Below are 24,913 nucleotides of genomic sequence, written 5' to 3' on the forward strand. Positions count from 1 at the left end.
CATGACGGTCATCGGATTGCACACGCTGCCCTCGGGATCGGCGCTCTTCGCGCGCTACGCCTACCCGCCCAACGAGCTGGGATACTGCGGGCCGGGCGACTCCGGTGTGCTGCTGCGCGGTGACGATGCGGCCCGGGTGGCAAGCCATGCCAGGGAATTCGACGGGGCCTGGCCATATCTGAGCACCATCGCCCGCGCCACGGGATCGGACCCGCTGGACGTCGACGTGGTCCGCGGATATTGGGTGGGCAGCCCTGCGCTGCGGCGCGTCAACCCCGCCGTCCTGCTCAACACGCTGCGGGCGGCGTTTACGGGGCAGGTGAGCGGCCTGCTCGATGATGTCGAATGCACGCCGGCTGTCTTGGCACACCACAGCTTTCATGTCTTCGTCGTCTATCCGTGGGTGCGCTTTCTCGATCGGGAACCCGCAACGGCACTGAGGGTATTGCAGAGTTGCCGGATCCGATGGGGCACCGTCACGGCCGTCGAGGGCGAACATGCCGTCATCGATTCCAGTCCCCTCGTCCTCGACGACGGCGCATTGCGGTTGGGCGTGCGGCGCCCCGACCGGGTGCGCTGGAGCCGCGACGGCGCGTCGTTCGTCACCGCACCGACACCCGGCACTGTTGTGTCAGCCCACTGGGACTGGGTGTGCGACACCCTCACCGGCGCCGAGTGGAAGGCACTGCGCGAGGCCACCACGACAACGCTCGACATGGTGAACGCCGCCCGAAGAAGAACAGGAGGTCTCCCATGACCGTCACCGCACAACCGTTTGTCGACACCCAGTTGTCGGCTGACCTCGCCGCGGCAGCACTGGATGTCGCCCGCAAGTTCCACGACGGCGCCACCCTGTGGGTCATTGCGCCGCAATGGGAGCCGCACGCGCATCACGTCGCCGTCGAATTCGTCCACCCGGTCATCATGGGCAAACGCGCCCTGCCGTCCGTGGCGCTGGTCGAGCCGGATCCCGTCGCGCAGGCCAGGGTGGCCAGTCAGCCCGGTGATCTGCTGCTGGCCGTCGCATCGGCGGACGAGCCCGCAGTCAAAGATGCCATGCGCCGCGCACCCGCCTGGGGCGTCACGACGGTGTGGATCGGATCGGGCCCACGTCCTGCAGCCGGGGGCGCCCATCACATCCTGTGGGTCGACTCCGACGACCCGATGGTGCCCGCGACCGGCCGGTTCGTCTTGCTGTACCACCTGCTCTGGGAGCTCACCCACGTGTGCTTCGAGCATCCAGGACTGCTCAAACCCGCCGACGCCGAGCGCACCGAAGAGGTCTGCGTGACCTGCAGCGATGAGGGCCAGCTCGCGGAAGTCATTCTGGCTCCCGAGGATTCGAGCGGGCAAGCACTCATCCGCACCCGCGACGGAGAACAGTGGGTCGACGTCGCACTGCTCGGCGACGTGTCACCCAACGACCTGATCCTCGTGCATGCAGGCACCGGGATCGCCCGGCTGGAAACGGAGTCGGCCTCATGACAACGAACCAATCCGACAGCACCGGATTCCTCTATCCGTTCATCGAGTCCGAAGAGACCGACGCGCGATCCCTGCTCGACGACCTGGCGTCCTCGGCGCGTGGGAAAGCGGCGGAAAGCGCCCGGCTACAACAGGAATCACTACGCGAATACGATCCCGGACTGGTCGAGGCAGGCCAGGCCATGGCCGACCGGTTCGCCCGCGGTGGCAGGCTCTACACGCTGGGCAACGGCGGCAGCTCCACCGATGCGGCCACCCTGGCCACCCTGTTCAGCCGCCCGGCGCGGGGCCGACCAGTGGCGGCCTGGTCGTTGGCTGCCGACGAAGCCGTCGTCACGGCACTGGGCAATGACGTGGGATTTGAGCTCATCTTCAAACGCCAGATCATCGCCCATGCCCGCGACCACGATGTCGCCATCGCGCTGTCGACCTCCGGCAACTCCGAGGACCTGATGACGGCGATCACCGAGGCCAAGCGGCGGGGACTGCTCACCATCGGATTCGCCGGTCACGACGGTGGGCGCATGGGCACCGCCGAAGACCTGGACTTCTGTTTCACCGTGCACAGCCAGAGCATTCATCGCATCCAGGAAAGCCACGCCATGCTGGGGTACCGGCTCTGGTCGGTCGCCCAGGAGCGCATGGCCCGCCTGCGGGAGCACGCATCATGACCGCCACCACGGCGGCGCAACGCGAGGACCGAGCGCTCGAACGGATCGACAAGTTCCGGCAGCGGCGCCCGCGGCTACTCGACGACGTCGTGACCCTGGCCCACGGTGCGGGCGGCAAATCGTCTGCGGCACTGGTCGATGCCGTGTTCGTGGAAGCCTTCCGCAACCCTGAACTGGAGCAGCTCGGCGACGCCGCGGTGGTGACCACCCCGGCCGGGGATCGGCTGGCGTTCTCGACCGATTCGTATGTCGTTGCGCCGCATCGTTTCCCCGGCGGGTCCATAGGCCACGTCGCAGTGCACGGGACGATCAACGACCTCGCCGTCTCGGGTGCCCGGCCCTGCTGGATGTCGGCGGGGTTCGTGATCGAGGAGGGTTTCCAGATCAGTGAACTGCGCGAGATCGTGGCAGACATGGCCGAAGCCGCCGCGCATGCCGGAGTGCTGATCGTCACCGGCGACACCAAGGTGGTCGGAAAAGACGCGGCCGACGGGGTGTACATCTGCACCGCAGGCGTCGGCGTGATTCCCGAAGGCCGGCGCCTGGCCCGCGAACTCGTGCAACCGGGCGACAAGGTGGTGTTGTCGGGCACGATCGGCGATCACGGCATGGCGGTGATGCTGGCCCGCGGCGACCTGGCCATCGACGCCGACATCGCGTCGGATACCGCGCCCGTGCACGAACTTGTCGAGGCCCTGCTGGCTGCCGCGCCGTCCACACGGTGGATGCGGGACGCGACCCGTGGCGGTGTCGGAACCGTGTGCAACGAACTCGTCAAAGATCGGCCGTTCGCGGTGGTCCTCGACGAGCCGAGGCTGCCGATCGAACCCCAGGTGCTCGGTGCCTGCGATCTGCTCGGCATCGACCCGCTCTACGTCGCCAACGAGGGCAAGTTCCTCGCCGTCGTCGCACCCGAGGAGGCCGATGCCGCCGTCGCCGCCCTGCGCACCCACCCACAGGGCGCGCGTGCCGCCGTCGTGGGCGAGATCATCCCCGAGCCGCACGGGATCGTGGCGCTCCGAACATCATTCGGCGGTACCCGCATCGTCGACATGCTCGTCGGCGACCCGCTGCCACGCATCTGCTGAGAGGAAAACTGCAATGTGTCTCGGAATCCCCGGCCAAGTGGTCGATTTCGTCGACGCCGAGGCCTACCTGGCCAAGGTCGACGTCAACGGCGTACGGCGCATCATCAGTGTCCGACTGCTCGCCGAAGACAATCTGCAGGTCGGCGACTGGGTGCTGGTCCACGTCGGGTTCGCGATGGCCAAGATCGACGAACGCGAAGCCGCCCTGACCCTGGATCAGGTGCAGAAGATGGGCGAGAACTATCAGCAGGAGATCGCCGCGTTCAACGACTCCGAAATCGCTTGAGAGGCTTGACATGAAGTTCGTCGACGAATTCCGCGATCCGGCCGCCGCGCGGGCCCTGGTCAAATCGATCACCGAACTCGCCGGTGACGACGAGTTCAAATTCATGGAGGTGTGCGGCGGCCACACTCACACCATCTACAGGCACGGCATCGAACACCTCCTGCCGAGTTCGATCGAGTTGGTACACGGGCCGGGCTGCCCGGTCTGTGTGATCCCGATGGGCCGGGTGGACGACGCGATGTGGCTGGCCGAACAGCCCGGCATCATCTTCACCACGTTCGGCGACATGATGCGCGTGCCCGGCTCACGCGGGAACCTGATCGAAGCCAAGGCCCGTGGGGCCGACGTGCGTTTCGTCTACTCCCCCCTGGACGCGCTGAAGGTCGCCCGCGACAACCCCGACCGGCATGTCGTGTTCTTCGCGGTCGGGTTCGAGACCACCGCACCGTCGACGGCTGTCACGCTCGTCCGAGCACGCACGCTGGGGGTGCACAACTTCAGCGTGTTCTGCAACCACGTCACGATCGTGCCGCCCATCAAGGCCATCCTCGAATCCCCCGACCTGCGACTGTCGGGATTCCTCGGTCCGGGTCACGTCTCCACCGTGGTGGGGCTGCGGCCGTACCGCTTCGTCCCCGCCGTCTACGGCAAGCCCATCGTGGTCGCGGGGTTCGAGCCGCTCGACATCTTGGCCTCGGTGCACATGCTCCTGCAGCAGATCCGCGAGGGCCGCTGCGAGGTGGAGAACCAGTACACGCGCGTGGTGCGCCCAGAAGGCAATCTCCAGGCCCTGAAGCTGATGGCGGAGACGTTCGAGCTGCGACCCCACTTCGAATGGCGCGGCCTCGGGTTCATCTCCCAGAGCGCACTGAAGATTCACCGCGAGTATGCCGAGTACGACGCCGAGCTGGTATTCGACATGCCCGGGGTGCGCGTGGCAGACCCGAAGGCCTGCCAGTGTGGAGAGGTGCTCAAGGGCGTCATCAAGCCGTGGGAGTGCAAGGTGTTCGGGACGGCGTGTACCCCCGAGACACCCATCGGCACGTGCATGGTGTCACCCGAGGGCGCGTGCGCGGCGTACTACAACTTCGGCCGGCTGCACCGCGAGACCGCGCAGCTGCTGATCCAGCACTGACTCAGCGACGCCAGTTCGGGAAGTTGTCGAGATCCCGCAGCGTCATGACAAAACCGACCGCGCCGACGGCGATGGCCAGGAAGTAGCCGACCGCAGCATGCCAGCCACCCAACGTCGACGCGACCAGCCAGCACAACAGAACCGCGGCGATGACCAGCAACACACCGTAGAGCGGCGTCCGTTGAGGATGCTCACCTAGTCGCATAACTCCGGTATACGCGCCCCAGTGAGCTACGTCACACCTGGCTACCACTCTTCGCGTGGGACGTCGAAATCGGCGCACAGGGCCCGCCACACGTCACGCGGCTCCACGCCTGCCTCGATGGCCTGCGCGGCCGTGCGCCCCATGCTGCTCAGCACATGGTCGACGAGCATGGACCGCCCCCGCATCGAGCCGAACCGGCCGTCGACCAGCTCGTGGAATTCCGTCAAGCGCACGAGCCCAACCTACCGAGCGGGCGCCAACGCGTCATGGCACACCCGTACCGGATCTGCCACGTGGGCCACCGATGCCCCGCCCTGCTGTGCGGCCCGGCGATACCTCGACGAGCCGAGCACCTCGCCGACGGCGGTGATCAACGCGTCGGCTGTCAACGGGCGCACCAATTGCGCACTGCCTTGGCGCACCAGGCGATTGGCGATCTCCCACTGGTCTCCGCCGCCCGGAACCACCACCATCGGCACACCGGCCAGCAGGGTCTTGGACACCATGCCGTGGCCACCCCCGCAGATCACCAGGTCGGCGTGAGTGAGCAGGTCGTCCTGGCGTCCCAGTCCGACCACCGCCCACGGCGGGACCTCGACGTCGGCCCCGCCCAGCCGAGACACCACCAGCCGAGCCCCGTCGGGCAGCGTCTCGCCGGGCCGCAGCGACCCCAGCGCGAGCTCGGCCATCCCCTGGGTGCCGGTGGTCGCGGTCGACGGCGCGACCACCACGACCGGGCCCCTACCGGCGGGCACGGGCAGCACCGCGTCCGTCGGCTCGAAATGCAGCGGCCCCACCACGACGGCCTCCGCCGGCCAATCCGGACGCGGCACCTCGAGTGCGGGCAGGGTCGCGATCAGGCGACGCAGCGGCCCGGGATCGGTCGCGGGCAGGCCGATCCCCGCCCTGGCTTCGGCGCGCTGCGCCAGACCCGACCGCAGAGACCGCGCCGTCAGCGCCCGCATCACGGAGTCGCGCAACCGGCCGCGCAACCCGACGCCCGGTGCCAAACCGCTGCCCACCGGCGGCAGCCCCTTCGACGGCAAGTAGAGCGGATGCGGGTTGAGTTCCACCCAGGGCACCCCGAGCAGTTCGGCGGCCAGCCCGCCGCACGCCGTGATCACATCCGAAACCACCAGGTCGGGGCCGATTTCCCGAAGCTGCGGGACGTTGAGCACTGCCATTCTGGCCGCCCGGTAGTGGATCTTCGCCCCGGCGTCGGCGTCGTTGTCATCGTCGGTGGGATCCAGCCCGGCCAGTTCGACCGCGTCGACCCCGGCGGCGCGGGCAGTGTCCAGCCATTCCACGCCGGTCAGCAGGGTCGGCGTGTCCCCCGCCGCCAGGAATTTCAGACACAGCGCCAGGGCCGGGAAGGCATGCCCGGGGTCGGGTCCGGCAACCACCGCTACGCGCATTGGGATTACCCTGCCACAGCCCAGGAGAACTAGGCTTCGGCCATGGCTGACCAATCAACCACCGCGGTGAACAGTCCCGCGGGCACGGTCGAGATCTTCCTCAATGCGCTTCAGGACCAGGACTTCGAAACAGCCGAGAACGCGCTGGCGCAGAACCTGGTGTATCAGAACGTCGGGTTGCCGACCATCTACGGGCGCAACCGCACGGTGAAACTGTTCCGTTCCATGCAGGGCCGGGTCGGTTTCGAGGTGAAGATTCACCGGATCGCGGCCGACGGCGCCTCGGTGCTGACCGAACGCACCGACGCCCTGATCATCGGACCGCTGCGGCTGCAGTTCTGGGTGTGTGGGGTGTTCGAGGTGCACGAGGGCCGAATCACGCTGTGGCGGGACTACTTCGACTTTCTCGACATGACCAAGGCGACGGTCCGCGGCCTGGTCGGGATCGTCATTCCCTCACTGCGCGCGTCGCTGTAGCGGCTGACCGATGACGAGCAACAACGCGCGCACCAAGCCGAATCCGATTCAGTTCCTGGGTTACTGCTTCGGGCGCCGACTCCCCGATTCGATGCTCGACTGGGTGCGCGAAGACCTGACCGGCAAGGGCGCCACCCGCCGGATGATGCTGCGGGTGCTGGTGCCCGCGGTGCTGATCCTGTCCCCGTTCTGGCTGATCGACACCACCTTGTACGTGCACCTGAGCATGACGGTGCCGATCCTGATCCCGTTCGTCTACTTCTCGCACGCGCTGAACAAGATCTGGCGGCGGCACATGCTGCGCGTGCACGGCCTCGACCCCAATCTGGTCGACAAGATCTCCCGCGAGAAGAACGCGCACATCCATCAGGCCTACATCGAGAAGTACGGCCCGCGGTCGGGGCCACCCAGCAGCAGCGCGGTCTGAACCGTCAGGCCTGGCGCAGCCGGCCCAGCTCGTCGAAGGCCTGCGCCCAGCCCATCAGCCGGTCGGTGGCGTTGGTCAGCTCGCTGCGGTAGCGCTGCTGCGACAGGGGGGCCGCCGACACCGGCCCGCTGTTGGCCGCGGACACCAGTTGTGCTGCGGCGGTGACCATTTCGTTGTACTGCCGAACACCTTGACCGAGTTGTGCGGTGAACGCGTTGATGGTGGGCACCAGGTACTGCCGCGACTGAGGCGCATTGCTGATCGCGCGCTCCATCGAGATCACCTCGGTGGCGGTGGCGGCCATGGTGCGCGCGGTCTGGTTGGCCACCGCGGTCAGCTCGCGCAGCTCGTCGGCGGGCAGCATGTGGCCGCGTTCCATGACGCCGAGCAGCGAGAACATGCCACGCTCGGATGCCACCAGCGCCGACATCGGCTGGCGTGCGGCCGAACCCCACGGCGGAAGCCGCCGGCCGGCAACGGGACGTTCGGCCGGCAAGGGTTCGGACCGCAGCCAGCGGTAGCGCAGCCACAGCAGCGTCGCGGGGAACGCGGCACCGGCGGCGATGACACCGGTGATGATGAGGACCCAGACTGGAGTGCGCCACGACGCGAGGACCGCCGTCACCAGCACCCAGAACCCGCAGGCGAGCGTGAAGAATACCCCGAGGCGCGCAGCCCACCGCCGCTTGCGCAGCAGCTTCGCGCGCGGATCGGCGGCAGCACTGAGCTTTTCGGCCAGGGCGCCGGACAGGTCGGCGGCCGTATCGACACCCCGCTGCAGCACCGACCGCCAGGCTTCTCCTCGACCGGTCTTGGTAGCCATGATCACATCACCGAAACACTATTGGCCGAGCGGATTTTCGGGCGTCTGGGCCGGGTTGGTGGCCGGCGCGGCCGGCGTCGCGGTGCTGCCGCCCGCGGGCAGCGTGTCGCCACGCATCGACGCGCGGATCTGCTCCAGCCGGGAGTGCCCGGCCATCTGCACACTGGCCTGCTGCACTTCGAGCATGCGGCCCTGCACCGAGTTCTGGGCGAGTTCGGCCGAGCCGATGGCGTTGGCGTAGCGTCGCTCGATCTTGTCGCGGACCTCGTCGAGGCTGGGGGTGTTGCCCGGCGCGGCAAGGTCGGTCATCGACCGCAGCGAGGAGCTGACCTGCTCCTGCATCTTGGCCTGCTCAAGCTGCGACAGCAGCTTGGTGCGTTCGGCGATCTTCTGCTGCAGCATCATCGCGTTCTGCTCGACAGCCTTCTTCGCCTGGCCGGCGGCCTGCAGAGCCTGGTCGTGCAAGGTCTTGAGGTCTTCGACGCCCTGCTCGGCGGTCACCAGCTGCGCGGCGAACGCCTCGGCGGCGTTGTTGTACTCAGTGGCCTTGGCGACGTCGCCGGCGCCATTTGCCTGGTCGGCGAGAGTGAGGGCCTGGCGGACGTTGACCTGGAGCTTCTCGATGTCGGCGAGCTGGCGGTTGAGCCGCATCTCCAGCTGACGCTGGTTGCCGATCACCTGGGCGGCCTGCTGGGTGAGTGCCTGGTGCTGACGCTGTGCGTCCTCGATGGCCTGCTGGATTTGCACCTTCGGGTCGGCGTACTCATCGACCTTGGAGCTGAACAGCGCCATCAGGTACTTCCATGCCTTGGTGAACGGATTGGCCATGGGAACGTTTCCGCCTTCGCTGATGTTTGGGCCCGGTTGATCGGGCCTGTGGTCGCCTAGTCGGTCAAGTTGTCGTGCTCAAGTGCCAACTTATCGGGTTCGGGCAGACCGCCACAGCCCCCGATGGGCGTTTCGCCGGGTCTGGGTACGCCTCAGGCGACGGCCATGGAGACCGGCTGCGGGATGACCACCTTGGTGGCAGCGTCGATGTGGGCCACGTTGGCCTGCTCGCGGCGCGCCATCCGCTCTCCGGCGTCGGTCAGCACGCGCGAGAGCCGCACGTCGAGGGCATCGCAGATGGAGCTGAGCAGTTCGCTGGAGGCCTCTTTGCGGCCACGTTCCACCTCCGACAGATACCCGAGGCTCACCCTGGCGGCATCGGACACCTCACGCAGGGTGCGGCCCTGCTCGGTGCGGGCGGTGCGCAGCACATCGCCGATCACTTCACGCAGCAATTCCGTCATCGTGCCCTCCTTCGGGTACCTACTCGACGGTTGTTACTTGCCAAACGCTGTGACCCACCACGATGGTTCCCGTCGGCAAGAAACTCATTGGTGCTCGACCAGACGACGCAACCGGGCGATCGCCTCGTTGACCGCGGCCACCCGGATATCCCAGCGGGAACCGGACAGCGTCAACTCGACCACCTCGGTGTCGACCGGTCCGGCCAGCCCGAGAAATACCGTTCCGGGCGGATGTCCGCCGTGCGCCTCGGGTCCGGCCACCCCGGTGAGGCTCACGCCCCAGGTGGCGGCACAGCGCTGCCGTGCGCCGACGGCCAGTGCCCGCGCGGTGGGTGCCGCGACCGGGCCGACCGCGTCGAGCACCTGCGGCGCCACACCGGCCAGCCAGATCTTGGTGTCCTCGGTATAGGTGACCAGCCCGCCGTGCAGCACGGCGCTGGCACCGGGCACGCCGGCCAGCGTGGCCGCCAGCAGGCCTCCGGTCAGCGATTCTGCGGTGGCGACGCTCTGGCCGTTCACCGTGAGGTCGGCGACCAGCGCCTTTGCGTCGTCAGTTACCAGCGGATCGTCCACGTGAATTCCTGATCGCCGAAACCACATAGTCGGCGCCGGTGACGATGGTCAGCACCACGGCCGCCCACATGATCACCCACGCCACAGTCAGCCAGATCCCCGGCCAGTTGTGCAGCGGCAGCACGAACAATCCGATCGCGACCGCCTGCACCAGCGTCTTGAGTTTGCCGCCACGGCTGGCCGGGATGACACCGTGACGCAACACCATGAAGCGCAGGATCGTGATTCCGATCTCGCGCAGCAGAATCACGCCGGTGATCCACCAGGGCAGGTCACCGAGCATGGACAGACCGATCAACGCCGACCCGATGAGCGCCTTGTCGGCGATCGGGTCGGCCAGTGCGCCGAACTCCGAGACCACGCCGTAGCTGCGCGCCAGGGCGCCGTCGAACCGGTCGGTGATCACCGCGACCGAGAACACCGCGAAAGCGACTATCCGCCAGAACGTTTCATGGCCATCGCCGACGAACAGCAACACCAGGAAGACCGGAACGAGCACCAACCGGGCTCCGGTGAGAATGTTGGGCAAGCTGGCGATGAAGGCATGCGGCACCAACGGATCAGTAGAAGGTTGGCCCGGCACCGCAACAGAATATCGGTTGCCGAAACAGATACTCTTCCAGCTGTGAACGAAGGCAGCGCGCCACCGGCGACCAGTCCCTTGGTGCGCCGGGCCCGCACCTCCGATGTCCCCCGGATCAAGGAGCTGGTGGACATCTACGCAGGCAAGATCCTTCTGGAAAAGAACCTGGTGACGCTGTACGAGGCGGTTCAGGAATTCTGGGTGGTCGAGCTCGACGGCGAACTGGTCGGCTGCGGTGCCCTGCACGTGCTGTGGGCCGACCTCGGTGAAGTGCGCACGGTGGCGGTCCATCCGAAGGTCCGGGGCACCGGCGTGGGCCACGTTCTGCTCGAGCAGCTGCTCCGGGCCGCCCGCGATCTTCATCTGAGCCGCATCTTCGTGCTGACCTTCGAGATCGACTTCTTCGGCCGCCACGGCTTCAAGGAGATCGACGGCACCCCGGTGACCGCCGAGGTGTACGAGGAGATGTGCCGCTCATACGACACCGGTGTGGCCGAGTTCCTCGACCTGTCCTACGTCAAACCGAACACGCTCGGTAACACCCGGATGCTGCTGACCCTCTGAGCGAGTTGTGGAGTCTCACCCGTACTCGCGACGCGTGAGACTCCACACCCGCGGCCTCAGAACTCGTCGGCCTCGTCGTCGGTGTCGGTACCGTTGGCGTCGGCGCCACCGCGGATCAGTGCCAGAGTGCCTGCCAGCTCGTCGGGTTTGACCAGCACCTCACGGGCCTTGGAGCCCTCGGACGGTCCGACGATCTGACGGGTCTCCATGAGGTCCATCAGGCGACCCGCCTTCGCGAAGCCGACGCGCAGCTTGCGCTGCAACATCGAGGTGGACCCGAACTGCGAGGACACCACGAGCTCGACGGCCTGCAGGAAGACATCCAGGTCGTCGCCGATGTCGGGGTCGACGTCCTTGCGCTCGCCCGCCTTGACCGCGGTGACGCCGTCGACGAACTCCGGTTCGGCCTGCGCCTTGGTGGCCTCGACGACGGCGTGGATCTCCTCGTCGGTGATGAACGCGCCCTGCATACGCAACGGCTTGTTGGCACCCATCGGCAGGAACAGGCCGTCGCCCATACCGATCAGCTTCTCGGCGCCGGGCTGGTCGAGGATGACGCGGCTGTCGGTCAGCGATGAGGTCGCGAAGGCCAGCCGGGACGGCACGTTGGTCTTGATCAGACCGGTGACGACGTCCACCGACGGCCTTTGGGTGGCCAAGACCAGATGGATTCCCGCGGCACGGGCCTTCTGCGTGATGCGCACGATGGCGTCCTCGACGTCGCGCGGCGCGGTCATCATCAGGTCGGCGAGCTCGTCGACGATCGCCAGGATGTACGGGTAGGGCTTGTAGACGCGTTCACTACCGAGCGGCGTGCTGATCTCACCGCTGCGCACCTTCTCGTTGAACACGTCGATGTGACGCACCCGCGAGGCCTTCATGTCCTGGTAGCGCTGTTCCATCTCCTCGACCAGCCAGGCCAGCGCGGCGGCGGCCTTCTTGGGTTCGGTGATGATCGGCGTGATCAGGTGCGGAATGCCTTCATACGGCGTGAGTTCCACCATCTTCGGGTCGATCAGGATCATCCTGACCTCGTCGGGGGTGGCCCGTGCCAGCAGCGACACCAGCATCGAGTTGACGAAGCTGGACTTACCGGAACCGGTCGAACCGGCCACCAGCAGGTGCGGCATCTTGGCCAGGTTCGCCGAGACGAAGTCGCCTTCGATGTCCTTGCCGAGACCGATCACCAACGGGTGGTGGTCACGTCGCGTCGACGGTGCGGTGAGCACGTCGGAGAGCCGCACCATCTCGCGGTCGGTGTTGGGCACCTCGATGCCGACGGCCGATTTGCCCGGGATGGGCGCGAGCATGCGGACGCTCTCGGTGGCGACCGCGTAGGCGATATTGCGGTGCAGTGCAGTGATTTTCTCGACCTTGACGCCGGGCCCGAGTTCCACCTCGTAGCGGGTGACGGTCGGGCCGCGGGTGCAGCCGGTGACGGCCGCGTCGACCTTGAACTGTTCGAGCACCGACGAGATGGCGTCGGTCATCTGGTCATTGGCCGCCGTGCGCAGCTTCGGTGGGTCACCGGCGATGAGCAGATCCAAGGGCGGCAGCGTGTACGGGCCCTCGACCACCCGATCGACGACGATCGTGTCGTCGGCCTTCTTGGCCGGCTTGGGCTCGGCGACCTTCTTGCGGCGGGGTTTGACCGCAGGCTCGGGAACCGTTGGCGCTTCGGCCTCTTCGGCCAGCGGGTAGTTCTCCATCGGCGTGCCGGTCAGCGCTTTGGGCGCCTCGATCGCGGCGGTGGGCCAGTTCTTGGCCTGTTCCGGCGTGTACGCAGGATCGTCGTAGTAGCCGTCGGAGAAGTCGTCGGCGGGCTCCGCGTCGGCGTACCCGTCGTCATAGTCGTCGTCGTAGTACTCGTCGTCATCATCGAACGCGCGGGTCCGGAACATCGCGCGCAATGTCGCGGGCACTTCGCGGATCGTCGTCCCGGTGATCAGCAGCACGCCGAACAGCACGCCGATGAAGAGCAACGGCGCGGCGATCCACGCGGTCAGTCCGTCCGAGAGCGGTCCGCCGATGGCGAATCCGACGAATCCGGCCGCCAGCCTGCGCCCGGCGGGATCCTCCGGCGAGCCGGCCCACAGGTGCCAGAGTCCCAAGGCCGGCAGCGTGACCATGGAGACGCCGAGGATCATCCGCGGGCGCGATTCCGGATCGGGTTCGGTACGCATCAGCACCACGGCGGCGACGGCCAGCACGATCGGAACAAGCACAACGGGTTCGCCGACGACGGTCCGCAATGCCGTGTCTATCCAGGCGCCGACGGGACGGGCCGCGTCGAACCAGGAGCTGGCCGCGACCACCACGGCGATGCCCAGGAGTGCCAGCGCGAGCCCGTCGCGGCGGTGGCCCGGTTCGATCTCGCGGGCTCGGCCGACCGAGCGCGCCGTCGAACCTGCGCCCTTGGCCAGCATCAGCCACCCGGCGCGCGCGCCGCGACCGAGTTTCTGGCCGGCGACGGCCACCGGTGAGCCGTGGGGCCGGCGGGCCGGCTTGCGCCTGGGTGGCGCAGGTCGGGCAGGTGCCTGCCGCCCGGAGCGTGAGCTGGGCTTTGACCTGCTCGAACGGGCTCCAGATCGCGCAGCGGTCTTGTCAGCCATGTCCGTCAGCCTAGTCGCACTGGCCTCAGATTCACCATCTGCCACACAGGTCACAGAAACGTTGCATTTCTGCCGTAATGGCGGTCTACCGTCCCGCCATGAGTCATCCGACCTCGCCCGCCACGCAGACCAGACTTCTGTGCATCGGCTACGCAGTCATCGCCGCGGTTGCCCTGGCCGCCACCTGGAGCCAGAACGTCGCCTACTTTCACAGCCCGACCGGCCTGTTGACCTTCTGGAGCGATACCAAGGTCAACCCGGCCTCGCGCTCCATCACCGTCGACATCGTGCTCTTTTTCCTCGCCGCGGCGATCTTCATGGTGGTCGAGGCACGCAAACACGCCATCCCCTATGTCTGGGCCTACTTGCTCGGCGGTGCCCTCATCGCCATCAGCGTCACCTTCCCGCTGTTCCTCATCGCCCGGCAATTGCGGGTCGGCCCATCGGAGACCACGCGACTGGGCGCCGTCGACGCGACCATCTTGGCGGTGCTGAGCGTGCTCACCATCGCCTTCGTGATCTGGGTCGACGTGGCATGAGTACGCTGGACACCTGTCCGGCCATACTGACCCGAGGAGTCTGCACCCATGCCAGTTGTCGTCGTCGCCACCATGAAAGCCAAGCCCGAGTCCGTGGACACGGTGCGAGACGCCTGCAAGAAGGCCATCGAGGCGGTGCACAACGAGCCGGGATGTGAGCTGTACTCGCTGCACGAGGCCGACGGCACCTTTGTCTTCGTCGAGCAGTGGGCCGACGCCGACGCATTGAAGACGCACAGCACGGCCCCCGCGATCGGCGCCCTGTTCGGCACGGTCGGTGAACTCCTCGACGGCGCACCCGACATCAAGATGCTGCAGCCCGTCGTCGCCGGTGACCCGGCCAAGGGTCAGCTGCGGCCGTAATGCCGGTCAACGGCCCCCTGGCTCGAAAGGTCGCGTTCATCACCGGTGCCGCGCGGGGCCAGGGCCGCGCCGAGGCGGTGCGGCTGGCCTCGGACGGCGCCGACATCATCGCCGTGGACCTGTGCGACCAGATCGCATCGGTCCCCTACCCCATGGCCACCCCGGACGATCTGGCCGCGACGGTCGAGCTCGTCGAACAGACCGGTGCCCGCATCGTCGCGCGGCAGGCCGACGTGCGTGACGAAGATGCCCTGCGTACCGCGCTGCAGGCCGGGCTTGCCGAACTGGGCCGACTCGACATCGTCGTCGCCAACGCGGGGATCGCACCGATGCAGTCCGGCCCCGACGGCTGGCGTGACGTCATCGACGTCAACCTGACCGGGGTACACAACACCGTCGAGGTGGCGTTCCCGACGATGGTGGACCAGGGCGATGGCGGTTCGATCGTCCTGATCAGCTCAGCGGCGGGGCTGATCGGCGTGGGCGGCGGCGACCGAGGCTCGATCGGCTACACCGCAGCCAAGCACGGCATCGTCGGCCTGATGCGCGCCTACGCCAACTACCTTGCCCCACACAGCATTCGAGTCAACTCTGTGCACCCCACCGGCGTGGACACCCCGATGATCAACAACGAGTTCACCCGCCGATGGCTCAAGCACGTCGCCGAGGAGCTGCACGCACCAACAGATTTCGGCAATGCCCTGCCGGTTCAGGTGGTGCAGGCCGAGGATGTCGCCAACGCGGTCGCGTGGCTCGTGTCCGATCAGGCCCGCTACGTGACCGGCGTGACACTCCCGGTGGACGCAGGTATCGTCAACAAGCGATGAGCCGCACAGACCCGGTCGCTCAAACTGCTTTCGGCCCAATGGTGTTGGCCGCCACTGAGCAGTACCAGGGCCCAGGGCGGCTGGTCGACGACGACCTGGCGGAGTCCTTTCTACCGACGTCCCTGCGCGCCATGACCCGATTGCTGCGCTGGCGCATACCCCGCGAATGGTCCATCCGCGCCGCCGAACGGTCCCAGCCCGGACTGTGGGCAAACGTGTCCTGCCGCAAGCGATTCATCGATGAGTTGCTCGACGCCGCGCTGCCCGACATCGACGCCGTGGTGATTCTCGGCGCCGGCATGGACACCCGCGCCTATCGACTGGCACGACGCAGCACCATACCGGTGTTCGAGGTCGACCTGCCGGTGAACATCAACCGCAAACGTTCCGTGGTGCGTCGAGCGCTCGGCGCGGTTCCGGATTCGGTGCGGCTGATACCCGTCGACTTCGAACACGACGATCTCGCAGCCGAACTCACCAGGCACGGTCACCGCGCCGCGGACCGCACGTTCTTCGTATGGGAGGGCGTGACGCAGTACCTCACCGAGGCCGGCGTGCGGGCCACATTCGACTACCTGAGCACGGCCACACCGGGCAGCCGACTGGCCTTCACCTATGTCCGTGCCGACTTCATCGACGGCACCCATCGCTACGGCGCCGAATCGTTGTATCGCAGGTTCTGCGTTCGCAAGCGGATCTGGCAGTTCGGGCTGAACCCCGACGACATCGCGCCGTTCATCTCGCCTTACGGCTGGGAACTGATCGAGCAGGCCGGTCCCGACTATCTGGTCGAGCACTACGTCAAGCCGGCCGGCCGCAAACTCGGTGCGTCCCAAGTGGAGTGGACGGCCTACGCGGCGCGACGCTGACCGGCGGCGCTCAGCCCGCCTTGGCCGGCACGGTGGGCTCCAGCAGCAGCGCGCGGCGCCGTTGATGCACAGTCAGGTACCGCAAACCGTCCGGGCCTGCCGCGAACTGCCTGCGGGACCGCTTCGGCAGCCACACGACGTCGCCCGGTCGCAGGTCGACGCCGCCGAGCTCGGTGAGGAGCCGACCGGATCCATCCAACGCGTGGATGAGCACGTCGAGGTCCGGCCCGGTGTGCGCATCGATGCCGGCGCCGGGAGCCAGCACGATGATGTTGGAATCGAGCCCGCAGTCATGCATCTGCAGCTTCCACACCGCACCGGTCATGTCGGCGGCGACCGGGTTCGCGGCGTTGGTGTTGGTCAGCACGCGCGGTAGCGGGTTCGCCGCCAGTTTGGTGATCCTGATGCGCCAGACCTGCGGGCCCGCCTGGACGTACTCCCAGTCGTGGCTCCCGGGGTGGTCCACCTCGAACTCGTCGCGCAGGTGCCGGGGGTCGTGGTTGTTGACCAGGATGAACGCGGCACCTACCGGGAGGCTGTGGTACGCGGCGAAGATCGCGGGGTGCTTGTCGGGTTTGGGCAATCCCCGGACGTCGAGTTCATGCTCGGTCATGCGTTAAAGTTTATACAGACCAGCATTGTGAAAACCAGGAGGATTGCGATGAGCCGACGCGCCGACGTCCTCGAAATCCTCCGTGCGGCCACTGAACCCATGACCATCATCGAGCTGGCCGATGCGCTTGAGGTACACCCCAACACCGCCCGGTTCCACTTGGAGGCGCTCGTGGACACGGGTCAGGTGCAGCGGGTGGATTCCGATCATCGCGGACCGGGCCGCCCACCCCAGCTGTTCCGGGCGGTCCGCCGCATGGACCCCGGTGGGCCCACCCGCTACCGCGTGCTTGCCGACATCCTCACCCAGGCCCTGGCCACCGAGCCGGATCCTGGCGCACGGGCGCTCGACATCGGTCGGGCCTGGGGCCGCGGTGTCCCCCAACCGAATTCGGACAGCCCGGCAGGCGCTCTGGTGGGGTTGCTCGACGAATTCGGCTTCGCGCCAGAACGGTCCGTGAGTGATCAGGTGCGGTTGCGGCACTGCCCCTTCCTCGAGCTCGCCGAAACCCGCGCGGCGGTGGTGTGCCCGATCCATCTGGGCCTCATGCAGGGCGCGCTGGAGAGCTGGCAGTCACCCATCGGCGTGGACCGGCTGGACGCATTCGTCGAACCTGACCTCTGCCTGGTTCACCTCACCACCGAAGGAGATACCCGATGAACACCACCGCAGCCGTGGCAGTCGCCCTCACCTACTGCTGGATCGGCATGGTGTTGGCGATCTCGTTCCTGGAGGCGCCGCTGAAGTTCCGCGCTCCGGGCGTCACGCTGCAGATCGGACTCGGCATCGGACGGCTGGTGTTCCGCGCTCTCAACGCCACCGAAACAGCTTTTGCGGCAATCGTTGTCGTCACTCTCGCGATCAGCCGGCCGTCGGCTGCGGTCACCGCCGCGTTCGTGATCGCCATCGCCGCCCTGGCAGTGCAGTTGCTGGCCGTGCGCCCCAAACTGACGCAGCGCTCCGATGCCGTGTTGGCGGCCATCCCGGGCCAGGCGCCCATCGGGCGATCACGCGTGCACTACGTCTATGTCGCGCTGGAGGCCGTCAAGATCGTCGGCCTGCTCACCGGCGGAATCCTGTTGCTGGCAGGTTAGATCTCGATCACGGTCGGCACGATCATCGGCTGGCGACGGTAGGTCTCGCCCACCCACTTGCCGACCGTGCGCCGTACCGCCTGCGCGATCCTGGTGGGATCGGTGATGTTCTCCGCGGCAAGGCTTTCCAGTTCGCGCTCGACCTTCTGCGCAACCGATTCCAGCGCCTTGGGGTCCTCGGAGAAGCCGCGGGAATGCAGATGCGCCGGCCCCGCGGGACGCCCGGTGCCCCGGTGCACGACAACGGTCACCGCGACGAAACCCGATGAGAGAATGAGCCGTTCACCGAGCGTGGCATCGCCGACGTCACCGGTGATCAAACCGTCGACGAACATCTTGCCGACCGTCACGGCTCCGGATATCGATGCCCTGCCCGCGACCAGGTCCACGCTGACGCCGTTCTCGGCGATCACGATGTTCTCCGGCGGCACCCCGGTGCGGGCGGCCAGCGCCGCGTTGGCACGCAGGTGCCGCCAGGTTCCGTGCACCGGCATGACGTTGCGCGGCCGCACACCGTTGTAGAGGAACAGCAATTCGCCCGAGTAGGCGTGGCCGGAAACGTGAACGCGCGCTTGGGCATTGGTGACCACCCTGGCCCCGATCTTGGCCAGCGCGTCGATCACGCCGTAGACGGCCTCCTCGTTGCCCGGAATCAGCGACGACGACAGGATGATCAGGTCGCCCGCGGTCAGCGTGATGCTGCGGTGCTCACCGCGCGACATCCGCGACAGCGCCGCCATCGGTTCGCCCTGGGTGCCGGTGGTGATCAGTACCACCTTCTGCGCAGGCATCATCTCGGCCGCGCCGATGTCGAGGATGTCGGAATCCTCGACCCGCAGATACCCGAGCTCGCGCGCGATGCCCATGTTGCGCACCATCGATCGCCCGACGAACGACACCTTGCGACCCAGGGCCACCGCGGCGTCGATGATCTGTTGCACCCGGTCGACGTTCGACGCGAAGCACGCCACGATCACCCGGCCCTCGGCACCGCGGATCAGCCGGTGCAGCGTCGGGCCCACCTCGCTCTCCGACGGACTGACGCCCGGATGCTCAGAATTCGTGGAATCACACAAGAACAGGTCGACACCGGAGTCCCCAAGGCGCGACATACCCGGCAGGTCGGTGGGACGACCGTCGAGGGGCATCTGGTCCAGCTTGATGTCGCCGGTGTGCAGCACCGTGCCCGCGCCGGTGTGGATCGCGACCGCCAGACACCCGGGAATCGAGTGGTTGACGGCGAAGTACTCACACTCGAAGACGCCGTGCGTGCTGCTCTGTCGTTCGGCGACCTCCACGAACACGGGTTTGATCCGGTGTTCGCGGCACTTCTCGCGCACCAACGCGATGGTGAACTTCGAGCCCACCACCGGGATGTCGGGCCGCAGCTTGAGCAGGAACGGGATGGCGCCGATGTGGTCCTCGTGCGCATGGGTGATGACGAGCGCCTCGACATCGTCGAGGCGATGCTCGATGTGCCGCAGGTCGGGCAGGATCAGGTCGACGCCCGGCTCGTCGTGACCGGGGAACAACACGCCGCAGTCGACGATGAGCAGCCGGCCCAGATGCTCGAAAACGGTCATGTTGCGCCCGATTTCGCTGATGCCGCCCAGCGCGGTGACACGTAGCCCTCCAGGGGCCAGCGGCTCGGGCGGCGCGAGATCGGTGCTCAACGGCCCGCCCTACCTGAGCACCGCTGCGGCGCGCATATCGGCGGCCAGCGCCTCGATCTCGTCCGGCGCGGCCGGGATCTGCGGCAGCCTGGGCTCACCGCAGTCGAAGCCCTGCAATCGCAAACCAGCTTTGGACATCGTCACACCTCCCAGCCGGGACTGCGCGGCGCCCAGCGGGCCCAGCGCGACGTTGATCTTGCGCGCGGTCGCGACGTCTCCGGAATTGAACGCGGTCAACATGTCCCGCAACTGCCCCGCGGCCAGATGACCCCAGACGCTGACGAAGCCGACCGCACCCATGGCCAGCCACGGGAGGTTGAGCGCATCGTCGCCCGAGTAGTACGCCAGGCCGGTCTCGGCGATGATCTGCGCTCCGCCGGGCAGGTCACCCTTGGCGTCTTTGACGCCCACGATGTTCGGGTGTTCGGCGAGCGTGCGGATGGTGTCCCACTCGATCGGGATCGATGACCGCGGCGGAATGTCGTAGAGCAGGATCGGCAGATCGGTGGCGTCGGCGACTGCGGTGAAGTGTGCGACCAGCCCCGCCTGCGGCGGCCGGGAGTAGTAGGGCGTGACGACCAGCAGTCCGTGCGCGCCGGCCTGCGCGCTGGCCTTGGCGAGGTGCACGGTGTGCGCGGTGTCATAGCTGCCGGCCCCGGCGATGATGCGGGCCCGGTCGCCCACGACGTCGAGCACGGCACGCAGCAGCGCCAGCTTCTCGTCGTCGGTGGTGGTCGGCGATTCGCCGGTGGTGCCCGACAGCACCAGACCGTCGCATCCGGCGTCTACCAGGTGCGTGGCCAGCTTGGTTGCGGTATCGAAGTCGACCGAGCCGTCGGGCTTGAACGGCGTCACCATTGCGGTCAGCAAGGTGCCCATCTGGGCGGTAACGTCAATTCCGCTGGTGCTCACGCGCCAAGATTACCCGCTCCCCTTCACGCTTCCGTCGCGAGCGGGGACGTTGCCACCTCCGTGCCGTCCGCGAGCGTCGAGATCTCGAAATCGGCGAACACCGCGGGCGCCACATCGACGAGTTCCCGCAGGCAGGCGATGGCCAGTCGGCGGATCTCCACATCGGCATGCTCGCTGGCCCGCATGGCGATGAAATGCCGCCAGGCCCGGTAGTTGCCGGTGACCACGATGCGGGTTTCGGTGGCGTTGGGCAGCACCGCGCGCGCCGCCTGCCGGGCCTGCTTGCGCCGCAGGACCGCATTGGGCTGGTCGGCGAACTTGGCTTCCAACCGGTTCAGCAGCTCGATGTAGGCGACCCGGCTGGCGTCGGCGGCCGCGGTGAAGATGTCCATCAGTTCCGGGTCGTCCTCCAGCCCGGGCGGGGTCACCACCTCCGCGTCATGTTCGGGCACGTACCGCTGCGAGAGTTGCGAGTAGGAGAAGTGGCGGTGCCGGACCAGCTCGTGGGTGCAGGATCGGGAGATCCCGGTGATGTAGAAGGACACCGACGCGTGCTCCAGCACCGAGAAGTGCCCGACGTCGATGATGTGGCCGATGTAGGCGTCGTTGGTAGCCGTCTTCGGATTGGGTTTCGACCAGCTCTGATAGCAGGCCCGGCCGGCGAACTCGGTGAGCGCCTGACCACCCTCGGCTTCGGTCTGCCACGGCACGTCCGGCGGTGCCAGGAACTCGGTCTTGGCGATCAGTTGCACGCGCAGCGGGGCGGTTTCGGCCACGCGATCACCCTACTGTCGCCACCGCGCCGCGCTCGCGAGCCCACAATTCGAGCGTTGCCTCGATTCATGTTAGTCACTAACATGTTAGTGACTAACACCGAGGAGGGGCCATGGATCCAGAGGTCGTGGTGGTAGGTGCCGGACCGACCGGGTTGACGGCGGCGTGCAGCCTACGTTCGGCCGGTGTGAGCGTCCGGGTGCTCGACAAGGCCGACAGTCCCGCCGTCACGTCGCGTGCTCTGGGCCTGCAGCCACGCGGCGTGGAGGTGCTCGACCGGCTGGGCGCGCTGGGTGATCTGCCGCAACGGGGCCTGCCGGTGCGACGGGTCGACGTCAACGTCGACGGCCGGTCCCTGGCGAGTTTTCCGGTCGGACAGCCGACGCGGCTGCACGGCCCGGCCGGTCTGCTGATCTCCCAGGCCGAAATCGAGGGGAATCTGCGGAAGCGACTGTCGGAGCTCGGCGGATCGGTCGAATGGGACACGCCGGTCACCGCCGTGAGGGCCGATCCGGATGGCGCGACCGTGGCAGCGGGTGGCGAGGCGATCCACACCGGATGGGTGCTCGGCGCCGACGGCGCGCACAGCACCATCCGTAAGGCGATGGGCATCGGCTTCCCCGGCGTGCCGCTGATCGAGCGGTTCCTTCTCGCCGATGTCCACGCCGAACTCGACTACAGCCGCGAGGGGGCCACCTCGTGGCTGCACAGCAGGAAGCTGCTGGCGGCGTTTCCGCTGCCCGGCGCCGATCTGTGGCGCGTGATGGCGCCCGCGCCGGACGATCTGCCGGACAACCCCGGCCAGGACGAGATCGTCGGCTATCTCGGCAGCAGGCTCGCCGAGGACACCGGCGGCAGCATCGGCTCCGTGGTGTGGACCTCCATGTTCCGCATCCAGCGCCGCCTCGCCGACACCTATCGACTCGGCCGCGTCCTGCTGGCCGGGGACGCGGCGCATATCCACAGCCCGCTCGGCGGGCAGGGCATGAACACCGGCATGGGCGACGCCGAGAACGTGGCATTCAAGCTCGCGCTGGTGATTTCCGGGAGGGCCGACGCCACTCTGCTGGACAGCTATGAACGCGAACGACTGCCGGTGGCAAGCAGTGTGCTGCAGAGCACCAGCGGACTGACCCAGATCCTCGTCGGGCAGGGTCGGGCTTCCCGGCTGCTCCGTGACAAGCTCGCGATCCCCATGCTGAACAATCCGTGGATGCAGCGCCGCATCACCGACAAGGCCTCCCAACTCAAGGTGTCCTACCGATCGGGCTCGCTCGCCCAACGCCGGCTTCCCGGCCTGCGGCCCGGTGACCGGGTGCCCGACCGCGCGCTGCTGAGCGCCGACGGGACGGCGACGCGGCTGTACGACGCGCTAGGACCGCAGTGGGCACTGATCGGGTCGAGCGCACTGGCCGCCGTCGCCCGCGATCGCCTCGGCGACGTGGCCGTGCTGCGCGGGTCGGGTGAGTCGATGCTCATCCGTCCCGACGGCCACCTGGCATGGAAAGGCTCGTCGGCTGAGAGCCTGCACGCCTGGCTGGACACCACACTGGGCCGTCCGGCACTGGAACCCTCGGCATGAGCGTCGACTGGCGGACCCGCAAGAAGGCCGCCACCCGGCAGTCGATCCAAGAGCACGCGCTGCGACTCTTTGTCGAAAAGGGTTATGACGCAACCACGGTCGAGGAGATCGCAGCTGCCTCCGGGGTGTCCCACATGACCTTCTTCCGCTACTTCCCCCGCAAAGAGGAGGTCGTCGAATACGACGAGTACGACCCGATGATCGAGCAGCTCATCGCCGAACAACCGGCCGAGCTACCGCCCATCACCGCGATTCATCGGGCGCTGCGGGCCGGCCTGGAGACCGTATTGGCCACCGACCACGACGCGCTACTGATCCGCACACGGCTGATCCTGGACAATCCAGCGCTGCGCGCGCGAAATCTCATCGCGCAGGACGAGACCCGTGAACTGTTCGCCCGGGCCCTGGCTCGGCGGGCGGGCCTGTCCGAACCCGACCTGCCGTGTGTCGTGCAGGCCGCCGCGGCTCTCGCCGCCGTGGCGCCTGCCTTGACCGCCTGGGCCCACGACGAGGATCGCGATCTGATCGCGTTGGTCGACGCGGCGTTTGCCGCGGTGAACGCCGGCATGTGACACCTTCCTACAATTGGCGGATGCCTGGAGCCGAGTTCGCCCGCCTCGCGCAAGACCGCCGCTCGTGCTGATCGGGGTCGCGGCAGCGCTGCTGGCCTGCGCAGGCTACGGGACCGCCTCGGTCCTGCAGTCTTATGCCGCCGGCAGCTCCGGACCAGGCCACGCAGCGACTCCCGAGGGCGGACCCACGCTGCGGTCGACCATCACGGCCATGCTTGCGCCGATCTTCATCGCGGGGATGGCGCTTGATCTGCTGGGCTTCGTGGGCAGCCTGGTCTCGGCCCGCCTGATCCCACTGTTCTTGTCCCAGACCATCATCAGCGCCAACCTGGTCGTCACCGCCATTCTCAGTATCTTCGTGCTGCACGTCCGGCTGCACCGGCGCGACTGGATAGCCATCGCCATAGTGCTTGTGGCCCTGTGCATCCTGGGCGCGACCGCCGGGCGCCTGGGCGACGGCGACCCGGGCGCCGCGATGCACTGGGGTGTGCTCGTGGTGTCCGCGGTGATCCTGGCGGCAGGAGCTGCCCTGGTCCGGTTGCTCGGTCGCAATGCCGCGGTGCCCGCCGGTCTCATCGCCGGTGTGCTCTACGGCGCGATGGCCGTCGCGGTGCGGGTGGTCCACGGGCTCGAGCCGTTCCAGCTCCGGGTGCTGCTGACCGACCCGGCCTTGTGGGCAGTCATCGTCGCCGGTCTCGGCGGCTTCTACCTGTTCACCGTTGCGCTGCAAGTCGGTTCGGTCAACGGTGTGGCCGCCGCCCTCGTGGTGGGCGAGACCGTGGTGCCCGGCATCGTGGGCGTGGTCCTGCTCGGCGATTCCGCGCGACCGGGCTATGGCTGGCTCGTCGCGCTGGCCTTCGCGGCGGCCATCGTCGGCGCCGTCGCGGTCGCGGTCTTCGGCGCGGCGGAGTACGAACGGGCGGCCGGCTAGCTTCGCTCCCCCAATCGGCGGACACCCGGTTCATCCCGGAGCCGTCCGATCGGCGGACAGACGCCGAGCCGTCGATGCGCGACGCTTGACGCCATCGAGCACTGGCATCGACAGAGAGGAACCACATGAGCTATCACGTCATGGATCTGGTGCGCGAGCGGGCGACCGAGCGGGATTGGGAATTGATCTTCGACAGCGGCCCGAATGGTGACTTGCGCACCATCGTGTGGGAGCAACGGTGCCACGAAGGGGCGGGAGAACCACTCGAGCTGGAGATTACGTTCAACGTCGACGGCAGGGTCATCCAGACGGAGAAGCGCCAAGACGGCAAGTGGCACCAGCGCACCACACCGACACACGAGTTCGCATCGACGGCAGTCCACCTCGAGACGTTGAGCATGATCTGACCCGTCGAATCCGACGCGAAGGTTGCTGATCCCCGCGGACAGCAGCCTTTTCGTCAAATTCGCGGGCAACCCTTGCCGTGATTACGTTACGTGTCGTAACGTAATGGTGTGTCCTCGCTCA

32 protein-coding genes are annotated in these 24,913 nt (G+C 67.4%); 19 read left to right on the forward strand and 13 right to left on the reverse strand.

All coding sequences use genetic code 11. The features are described from left to right. Position 1: 1 nt before the first annotated feature. The 6 genes from BTO20_RS22190 to hypD are packed head-to-tail and all read left to right on the forward strand — an operon-like array spanning position 2 to position 4,665. On the forward strand, positions 2-757 hold the full coding sequence (locus tag BTO20_RS22190) for a DUF6390 family protein (RefSeq protein ID WP_087078289.1): 756 nt from the start codon (positions 2-4) through the stop codon (positions 755-757). After that, positions 754-1,485, forward strand: a complete 732-nt coding sequence (locus BTO20_RS22195) for a phosphoheptose isomerase family protein (protein WP_087078290.1) — start codon at positions 754-756, stop codon at positions 1,483-1,485. Before BTO20_RS22190 ends, BTO20_RS22195 begins: the two co-directional genes overlap by 4 nt. Continuing rightward, the gene (locus BTO20_RS22200; RefSeq protein ID WP_087078291.1) at positions 1,482-2,156 is read left to right on the forward strand and encodes a D-sedoheptulose-7-phosphate isomerase; all 675 of its coding nucleotides are present in this window, start codon (positions 1,482-1,484) and stop codon (positions 2,154-2,156) included. Before BTO20_RS22195 ends, BTO20_RS22200 begins: the two co-directional genes overlap by 4 nt. Further along, positions 2,153-3,244, forward strand: a complete 1,092-nt coding sequence (hypE, locus tag BTO20_RS22205) for a hydrogenase expression/formation protein HypE (protein WP_087078292.1) — start codon at positions 2,153-2,155, stop codon at positions 3,242-3,244. The genes BTO20_RS22200 and hypE overlap by 4 nt, the downstream gene beginning before the upstream one ends. Before the next feature lie 13 nt (positions 3,245-3,257). Further along, complete coding sequence (locus tag BTO20_RS22210) at positions 3,258-3,530, forward strand: HypC/HybG/HupF family hydrogenase formation chaperone (RefSeq protein ID WP_064946431.1); 273 nt, start codon at positions 3,258-3,260, stop codon at positions 3,528-3,530. A gap of 10 nt (positions 3,531-3,540) precedes the next feature. Next, positions 3,541-4,665 carry a hydrogenase formation protein HypD gene (gene hypD, locus BTO20_RS22215; RefSeq protein ID WP_087078293.1) on the forward strand — a complete coding sequence of 375 codons (1,125 nt, stop codon included), beginning with the start codon at positions 3,541-3,543 and terminating at the stop codon, positions 4,663-4,665. A gap of 1 nt (position 4,666) precedes the next feature. On the opposite strand, the gene BTO20_RS22220 is transcribed toward hypD, so the two are convergent. Genes BTO20_RS22220 through BTO20_RS22230 form a run of 3 tightly spaced genes read right to left on the reverse strand, consistent with a single transcriptional unit; the run spans position 4,667 to position 6,285 of the window. After that, a complete protein-coding gene (locus BTO20_RS22220) occupies positions 4,667-4,870 on the reverse strand; it encodes a hypothetical protein (protein WP_062831094.1) in 204 nt (67 codons plus the stop codon). A gap of 41 nt (positions 4,871-4,911) precedes the next feature. Next, on the reverse strand, positions 4,912-5,103 hold the full coding sequence (locus BTO20_RS22225) for a DUF3046 domain-containing protein (protein WP_083168714.1): 192 nt from the start codon (positions 5,101-5,103) through the stop codon (positions 4,912-4,914). A 9-nt stretch (positions 5,104-5,112) separates the two neighbouring features. After that, on the reverse strand, positions 5,113-6,285 hold the full coding sequence (locus BTO20_RS22230) for a glycosyltransferase (RefSeq protein ID WP_087078294.1): 1,173 nt from the start codon (positions 6,283-6,285) through the stop codon (positions 5,113-5,115). A gap of 42 nt (positions 6,286-6,327) precedes the next feature. Between BTO20_RS22230 and BTO20_RS22235 the strand changes: the two genes are divergently transcribed. Both BTO20_RS22235 and BTO20_RS22240 read left to right on the forward strand, forming a co-directional pair. Next, positions 6,328-6,762 carry a limonene-1,2-epoxide hydrolase family protein gene (locus tag BTO20_RS22235; protein ID WP_087078295.1) on the forward strand — a complete coding sequence of 145 codons (435 nt, stop codon included), beginning with the start codon at positions 6,328-6,330 and terminating at the stop codon, positions 6,760-6,762. Positions 6,763-6,772: 10 nt separating this feature from the next. Then, positions 6,773-7,189, forward strand: a complete 417-nt coding sequence (locus tag BTO20_RS22240; protein ID WP_087078296.1) for a DUF5313 domain-containing protein — start codon at positions 6,773-6,775, stop codon at positions 7,187-7,189. 4 nt (positions 7,190-7,193) lie between these two features. On the opposite strand, the gene pspM is transcribed toward BTO20_RS22240, so the two are convergent. From pspM to pgsA, 5 genes are all read right to left on the reverse strand, one after another. Further along, entirely contained in the window at positions 7,194-8,012 is an 819-nt protein-coding gene (gene pspM / locus BTO20_RS22245; RefSeq protein ID WP_087082490.1) for a phage shock envelope stress response protein PspM, read from the reverse strand. Positions 8,013-8,030: 18 nt separating this feature from the next. Further along, positions 8,031-8,840, reverse strand: coding sequence for a phage shock protein PspA (pspA, locus tag BTO20_RS22250; protein WP_087078297.1), 810 nt, complete (start codon positions 8,838-8,840; stop codon positions 8,031-8,033). 152 nt (positions 8,841-8,992) lie between these two features. After that, positions 8,993-9,304, reverse strand: coding sequence for a transcriptional regulator ClgR (gene clgR / locus BTO20_RS22255; protein ID WP_029370106.1), 312 nt, complete (start codon positions 9,302-9,304; stop codon positions 8,993-8,995). An 84-nt stretch (positions 9,305-9,388) separates the two neighbouring features. Next, complete coding sequence (locus BTO20_RS22260; protein WP_087078298.1) at positions 9,389-9,877, reverse strand: CinA family protein; 489 nt, start codon at positions 9,875-9,877, stop codon at positions 9,389-9,391. Beyond that, the gene (gene pgsA / locus BTO20_RS22265; protein ID WP_087078299.1) at positions 9,855-10,460 is read right to left on the reverse strand and encodes a CDP-diacylglycerol--glycerol-3-phosphate 3-phosphatidyltransferase; all 606 of its coding nucleotides are present in this window, start codon (positions 10,458-10,460) and stop codon (positions 9,855-9,857) included. The genes BTO20_RS22260 and pgsA overlap by 23 nt, the downstream gene beginning before the upstream one ends. A gap of 81 nt (positions 10,461-10,541) precedes the next feature. On the opposite strand from pgsA, the gene BTO20_RS22270 reads away from it, so the two are divergent. Continuing rightward, positions 10,542-11,024, forward strand: coding sequence for an amino-acid N-acetyltransferase (locus tag BTO20_RS22270; protein ID WP_087082493.1), 483 nt, complete (start codon positions 10,542-10,544; stop codon positions 11,022-11,024). A 56-nt stretch (positions 11,025-11,080) separates the two neighbouring features. Here BTO20_RS22270 and BTO20_RS22275 read toward each other — a convergent pair whose 3' ends face one another. Beyond that, positions 11,081-13,636, reverse strand: a complete 2,556-nt coding sequence (locus BTO20_RS22275) for an FtsK/SpoIIIE family DNA translocase (RefSeq protein WP_198344022.1) — start codon at positions 13,634-13,636, stop codon at positions 11,081-11,083. Positions 13,637-13,734: 98 nt separating this feature from the next. Here BTO20_RS22275 and BTO20_RS22280 point away from each other — a divergent pair, with 98 nt between their 5' ends. The 4 genes from BTO20_RS22280 to BTO20_RS22295 are packed head-to-tail and all read left to right on the forward strand — an operon-like array spanning position 13,735 to position 16,234. Further along, on the forward strand, positions 13,735-14,175 hold the full coding sequence (locus BTO20_RS22280; protein WP_087082495.1) for a DUF2834 domain-containing protein: 441 nt from the start codon (positions 13,735-13,737) through the stop codon (positions 14,173-14,175). Positions 14,176-14,223: 48 nt separating this feature from the next. Next, complete coding sequence (locus tag BTO20_RS22285) at positions 14,224-14,538, forward strand: putative quinol monooxygenase (protein ID WP_087078301.1); 315 nt, start codon at positions 14,224-14,226, stop codon at positions 14,536-14,538. Continuing rightward, positions 14,538-15,365 (forward strand): mycofactocin-coupled SDR family oxidoreductase, encoded by an 828-nt coding sequence (locus BTO20_RS22290; protein ID WP_087078302.1) that lies wholly within the window; start codon positions 14,538-14,540, stop codon positions 15,363-15,365. The genes BTO20_RS22285 and BTO20_RS22290 overlap by 1 nt, the downstream gene beginning before the upstream one ends. Continuing rightward, positions 15,362-16,234: an SAM-dependent methyltransferase gene (locus BTO20_RS22295; RefSeq protein ID WP_087078303.1), complete on the forward strand. Its 873-nt coding sequence runs from the start codon at positions 15,362-15,364 to the stop codon at positions 16,232-16,234. The genes BTO20_RS22290 and BTO20_RS22295 overlap by 4 nt, the downstream gene beginning before the upstream one ends. A gap of 10 nt (positions 16,235-16,244) precedes the next feature. Here the strand turns inward: BTO20_RS22295 and BTO20_RS22300 are convergent, their stop codons facing one another. Further along, complete coding sequence (locus BTO20_RS22300; protein WP_087078304.1) at positions 16,245-16,847, reverse strand: DUF2249 domain-containing protein; 603 nt, start codon at positions 16,845-16,847, stop codon at positions 16,245-16,247. Between the two features lie 48 nt (positions 16,848-16,895). On the opposite strand from BTO20_RS22300, the gene BTO20_RS22305 reads away from it, so the two are divergent. Next, positions 16,896-17,507 carry a helix-turn-helix transcriptional regulator gene (locus BTO20_RS22305; protein WP_087078305.1) on the forward strand — a complete coding sequence of 204 codons (612 nt, stop codon included), beginning with the start codon at positions 16,896-16,898 and terminating at the stop codon, positions 17,505-17,507. Then, the gene (locus tag BTO20_RS22310) at positions 17,504-17,941 is read left to right on the forward strand and encodes a hypothetical protein (RefSeq protein ID WP_087078306.1); all 438 of its coding nucleotides are present in this window, start codon (positions 17,504-17,506) and stop codon (positions 17,939-17,941) included. Before BTO20_RS22305 ends, BTO20_RS22310 begins: the two co-directional genes overlap by 4 nt. Here BTO20_RS22310 and BTO20_RS22315 read toward each other — a convergent pair. The 3 genes from BTO20_RS22315 to thyX are packed head-to-tail and all read right to left on the reverse strand — an operon-like array spanning position 17,938 to position 21,302. Further along, positions 17,938-19,614: a ribonuclease J gene (locus BTO20_RS22315; protein ID WP_087078307.1), complete on the reverse strand. Its 1,677-nt coding sequence runs from the start codon at positions 19,612-19,614 to the stop codon at positions 17,938-17,940. The genes BTO20_RS22310 and BTO20_RS22315 overlap by 4 nt on opposite strands. 9 nt (positions 19,615-19,623) lie before the next feature. After that, a complete protein-coding gene (gene dapA, locus BTO20_RS22320; RefSeq protein WP_087078308.1) occupies positions 19,624-20,526 on the reverse strand; it encodes a 4-hydroxy-tetrahydrodipicolinate synthase in 903 nt (300 codons plus the stop codon). Between the two features lie 23 nt (positions 20,527-20,549). After that, a complete protein-coding gene (thyX, locus tag BTO20_RS22325) occupies positions 20,550-21,302 on the reverse strand; it encodes an FAD-dependent thymidylate synthase (RefSeq protein WP_087078309.1) in 753 nt (250 codons plus the stop codon). Positions 21,303-21,412: 110 nt separating this feature from the next. Between thyX and BTO20_RS22330 the strand changes: the two genes are divergently transcribed. The 4 genes from BTO20_RS22330 to BTO20_RS22345 all read left to right on the forward strand — a co-directional run bounded on the left by BTO20_RS22330 (position 21,413) and on the right by BTO20_RS22345 (position 24,792). Next, positions 21,413-22,882, forward strand: coding sequence for an FAD-dependent monooxygenase (locus BTO20_RS22330; RefSeq protein WP_087078310.1), 1,470 nt, complete (start codon positions 21,413-21,415; stop codon positions 22,880-22,882). Continuing rightward, positions 22,879-23,454 (forward strand): TetR family transcriptional regulator, encoded by a 576-nt coding sequence (locus BTO20_RS22335; protein WP_087078311.1) that lies wholly within the window; start codon positions 22,879-22,881, stop codon positions 23,452-23,454. Before BTO20_RS22330 ends, BTO20_RS22335 begins: the two co-directional genes overlap by 4 nt. A 64-nt stretch (positions 23,455-23,518) precedes the next feature. Beyond that, positions 23,519-24,385, forward strand: coding sequence for a DMT family protein (locus tag BTO20_RS22340; RefSeq protein WP_087078312.1), 867 nt, complete (start codon positions 23,519-23,521; stop codon positions 24,383-24,385). A gap of 125 nt (positions 24,386-24,510) precedes the next feature. Beyond that, positions 24,511-24,792 (forward strand): hypothetical protein, encoded by a 282-nt coding sequence (locus BTO20_RS22345; RefSeq protein WP_087078313.1) that lies wholly within the window; start codon positions 24,511-24,513, stop codon positions 24,790-24,792. Positions 24,793-24,913 lie beyond the last annotated feature (121 nt).

Source organism: Mycobacterium dioxanotrophicus, from assembly GCF_002157835.1.
Taxonomy (GTDB): domain Bacteria; phylum Actinomycetota; class Actinomycetes; order Mycobacteriales; family Mycobacteriaceae; genus Mycobacterium; species Mycobacterium dioxanotrophicus.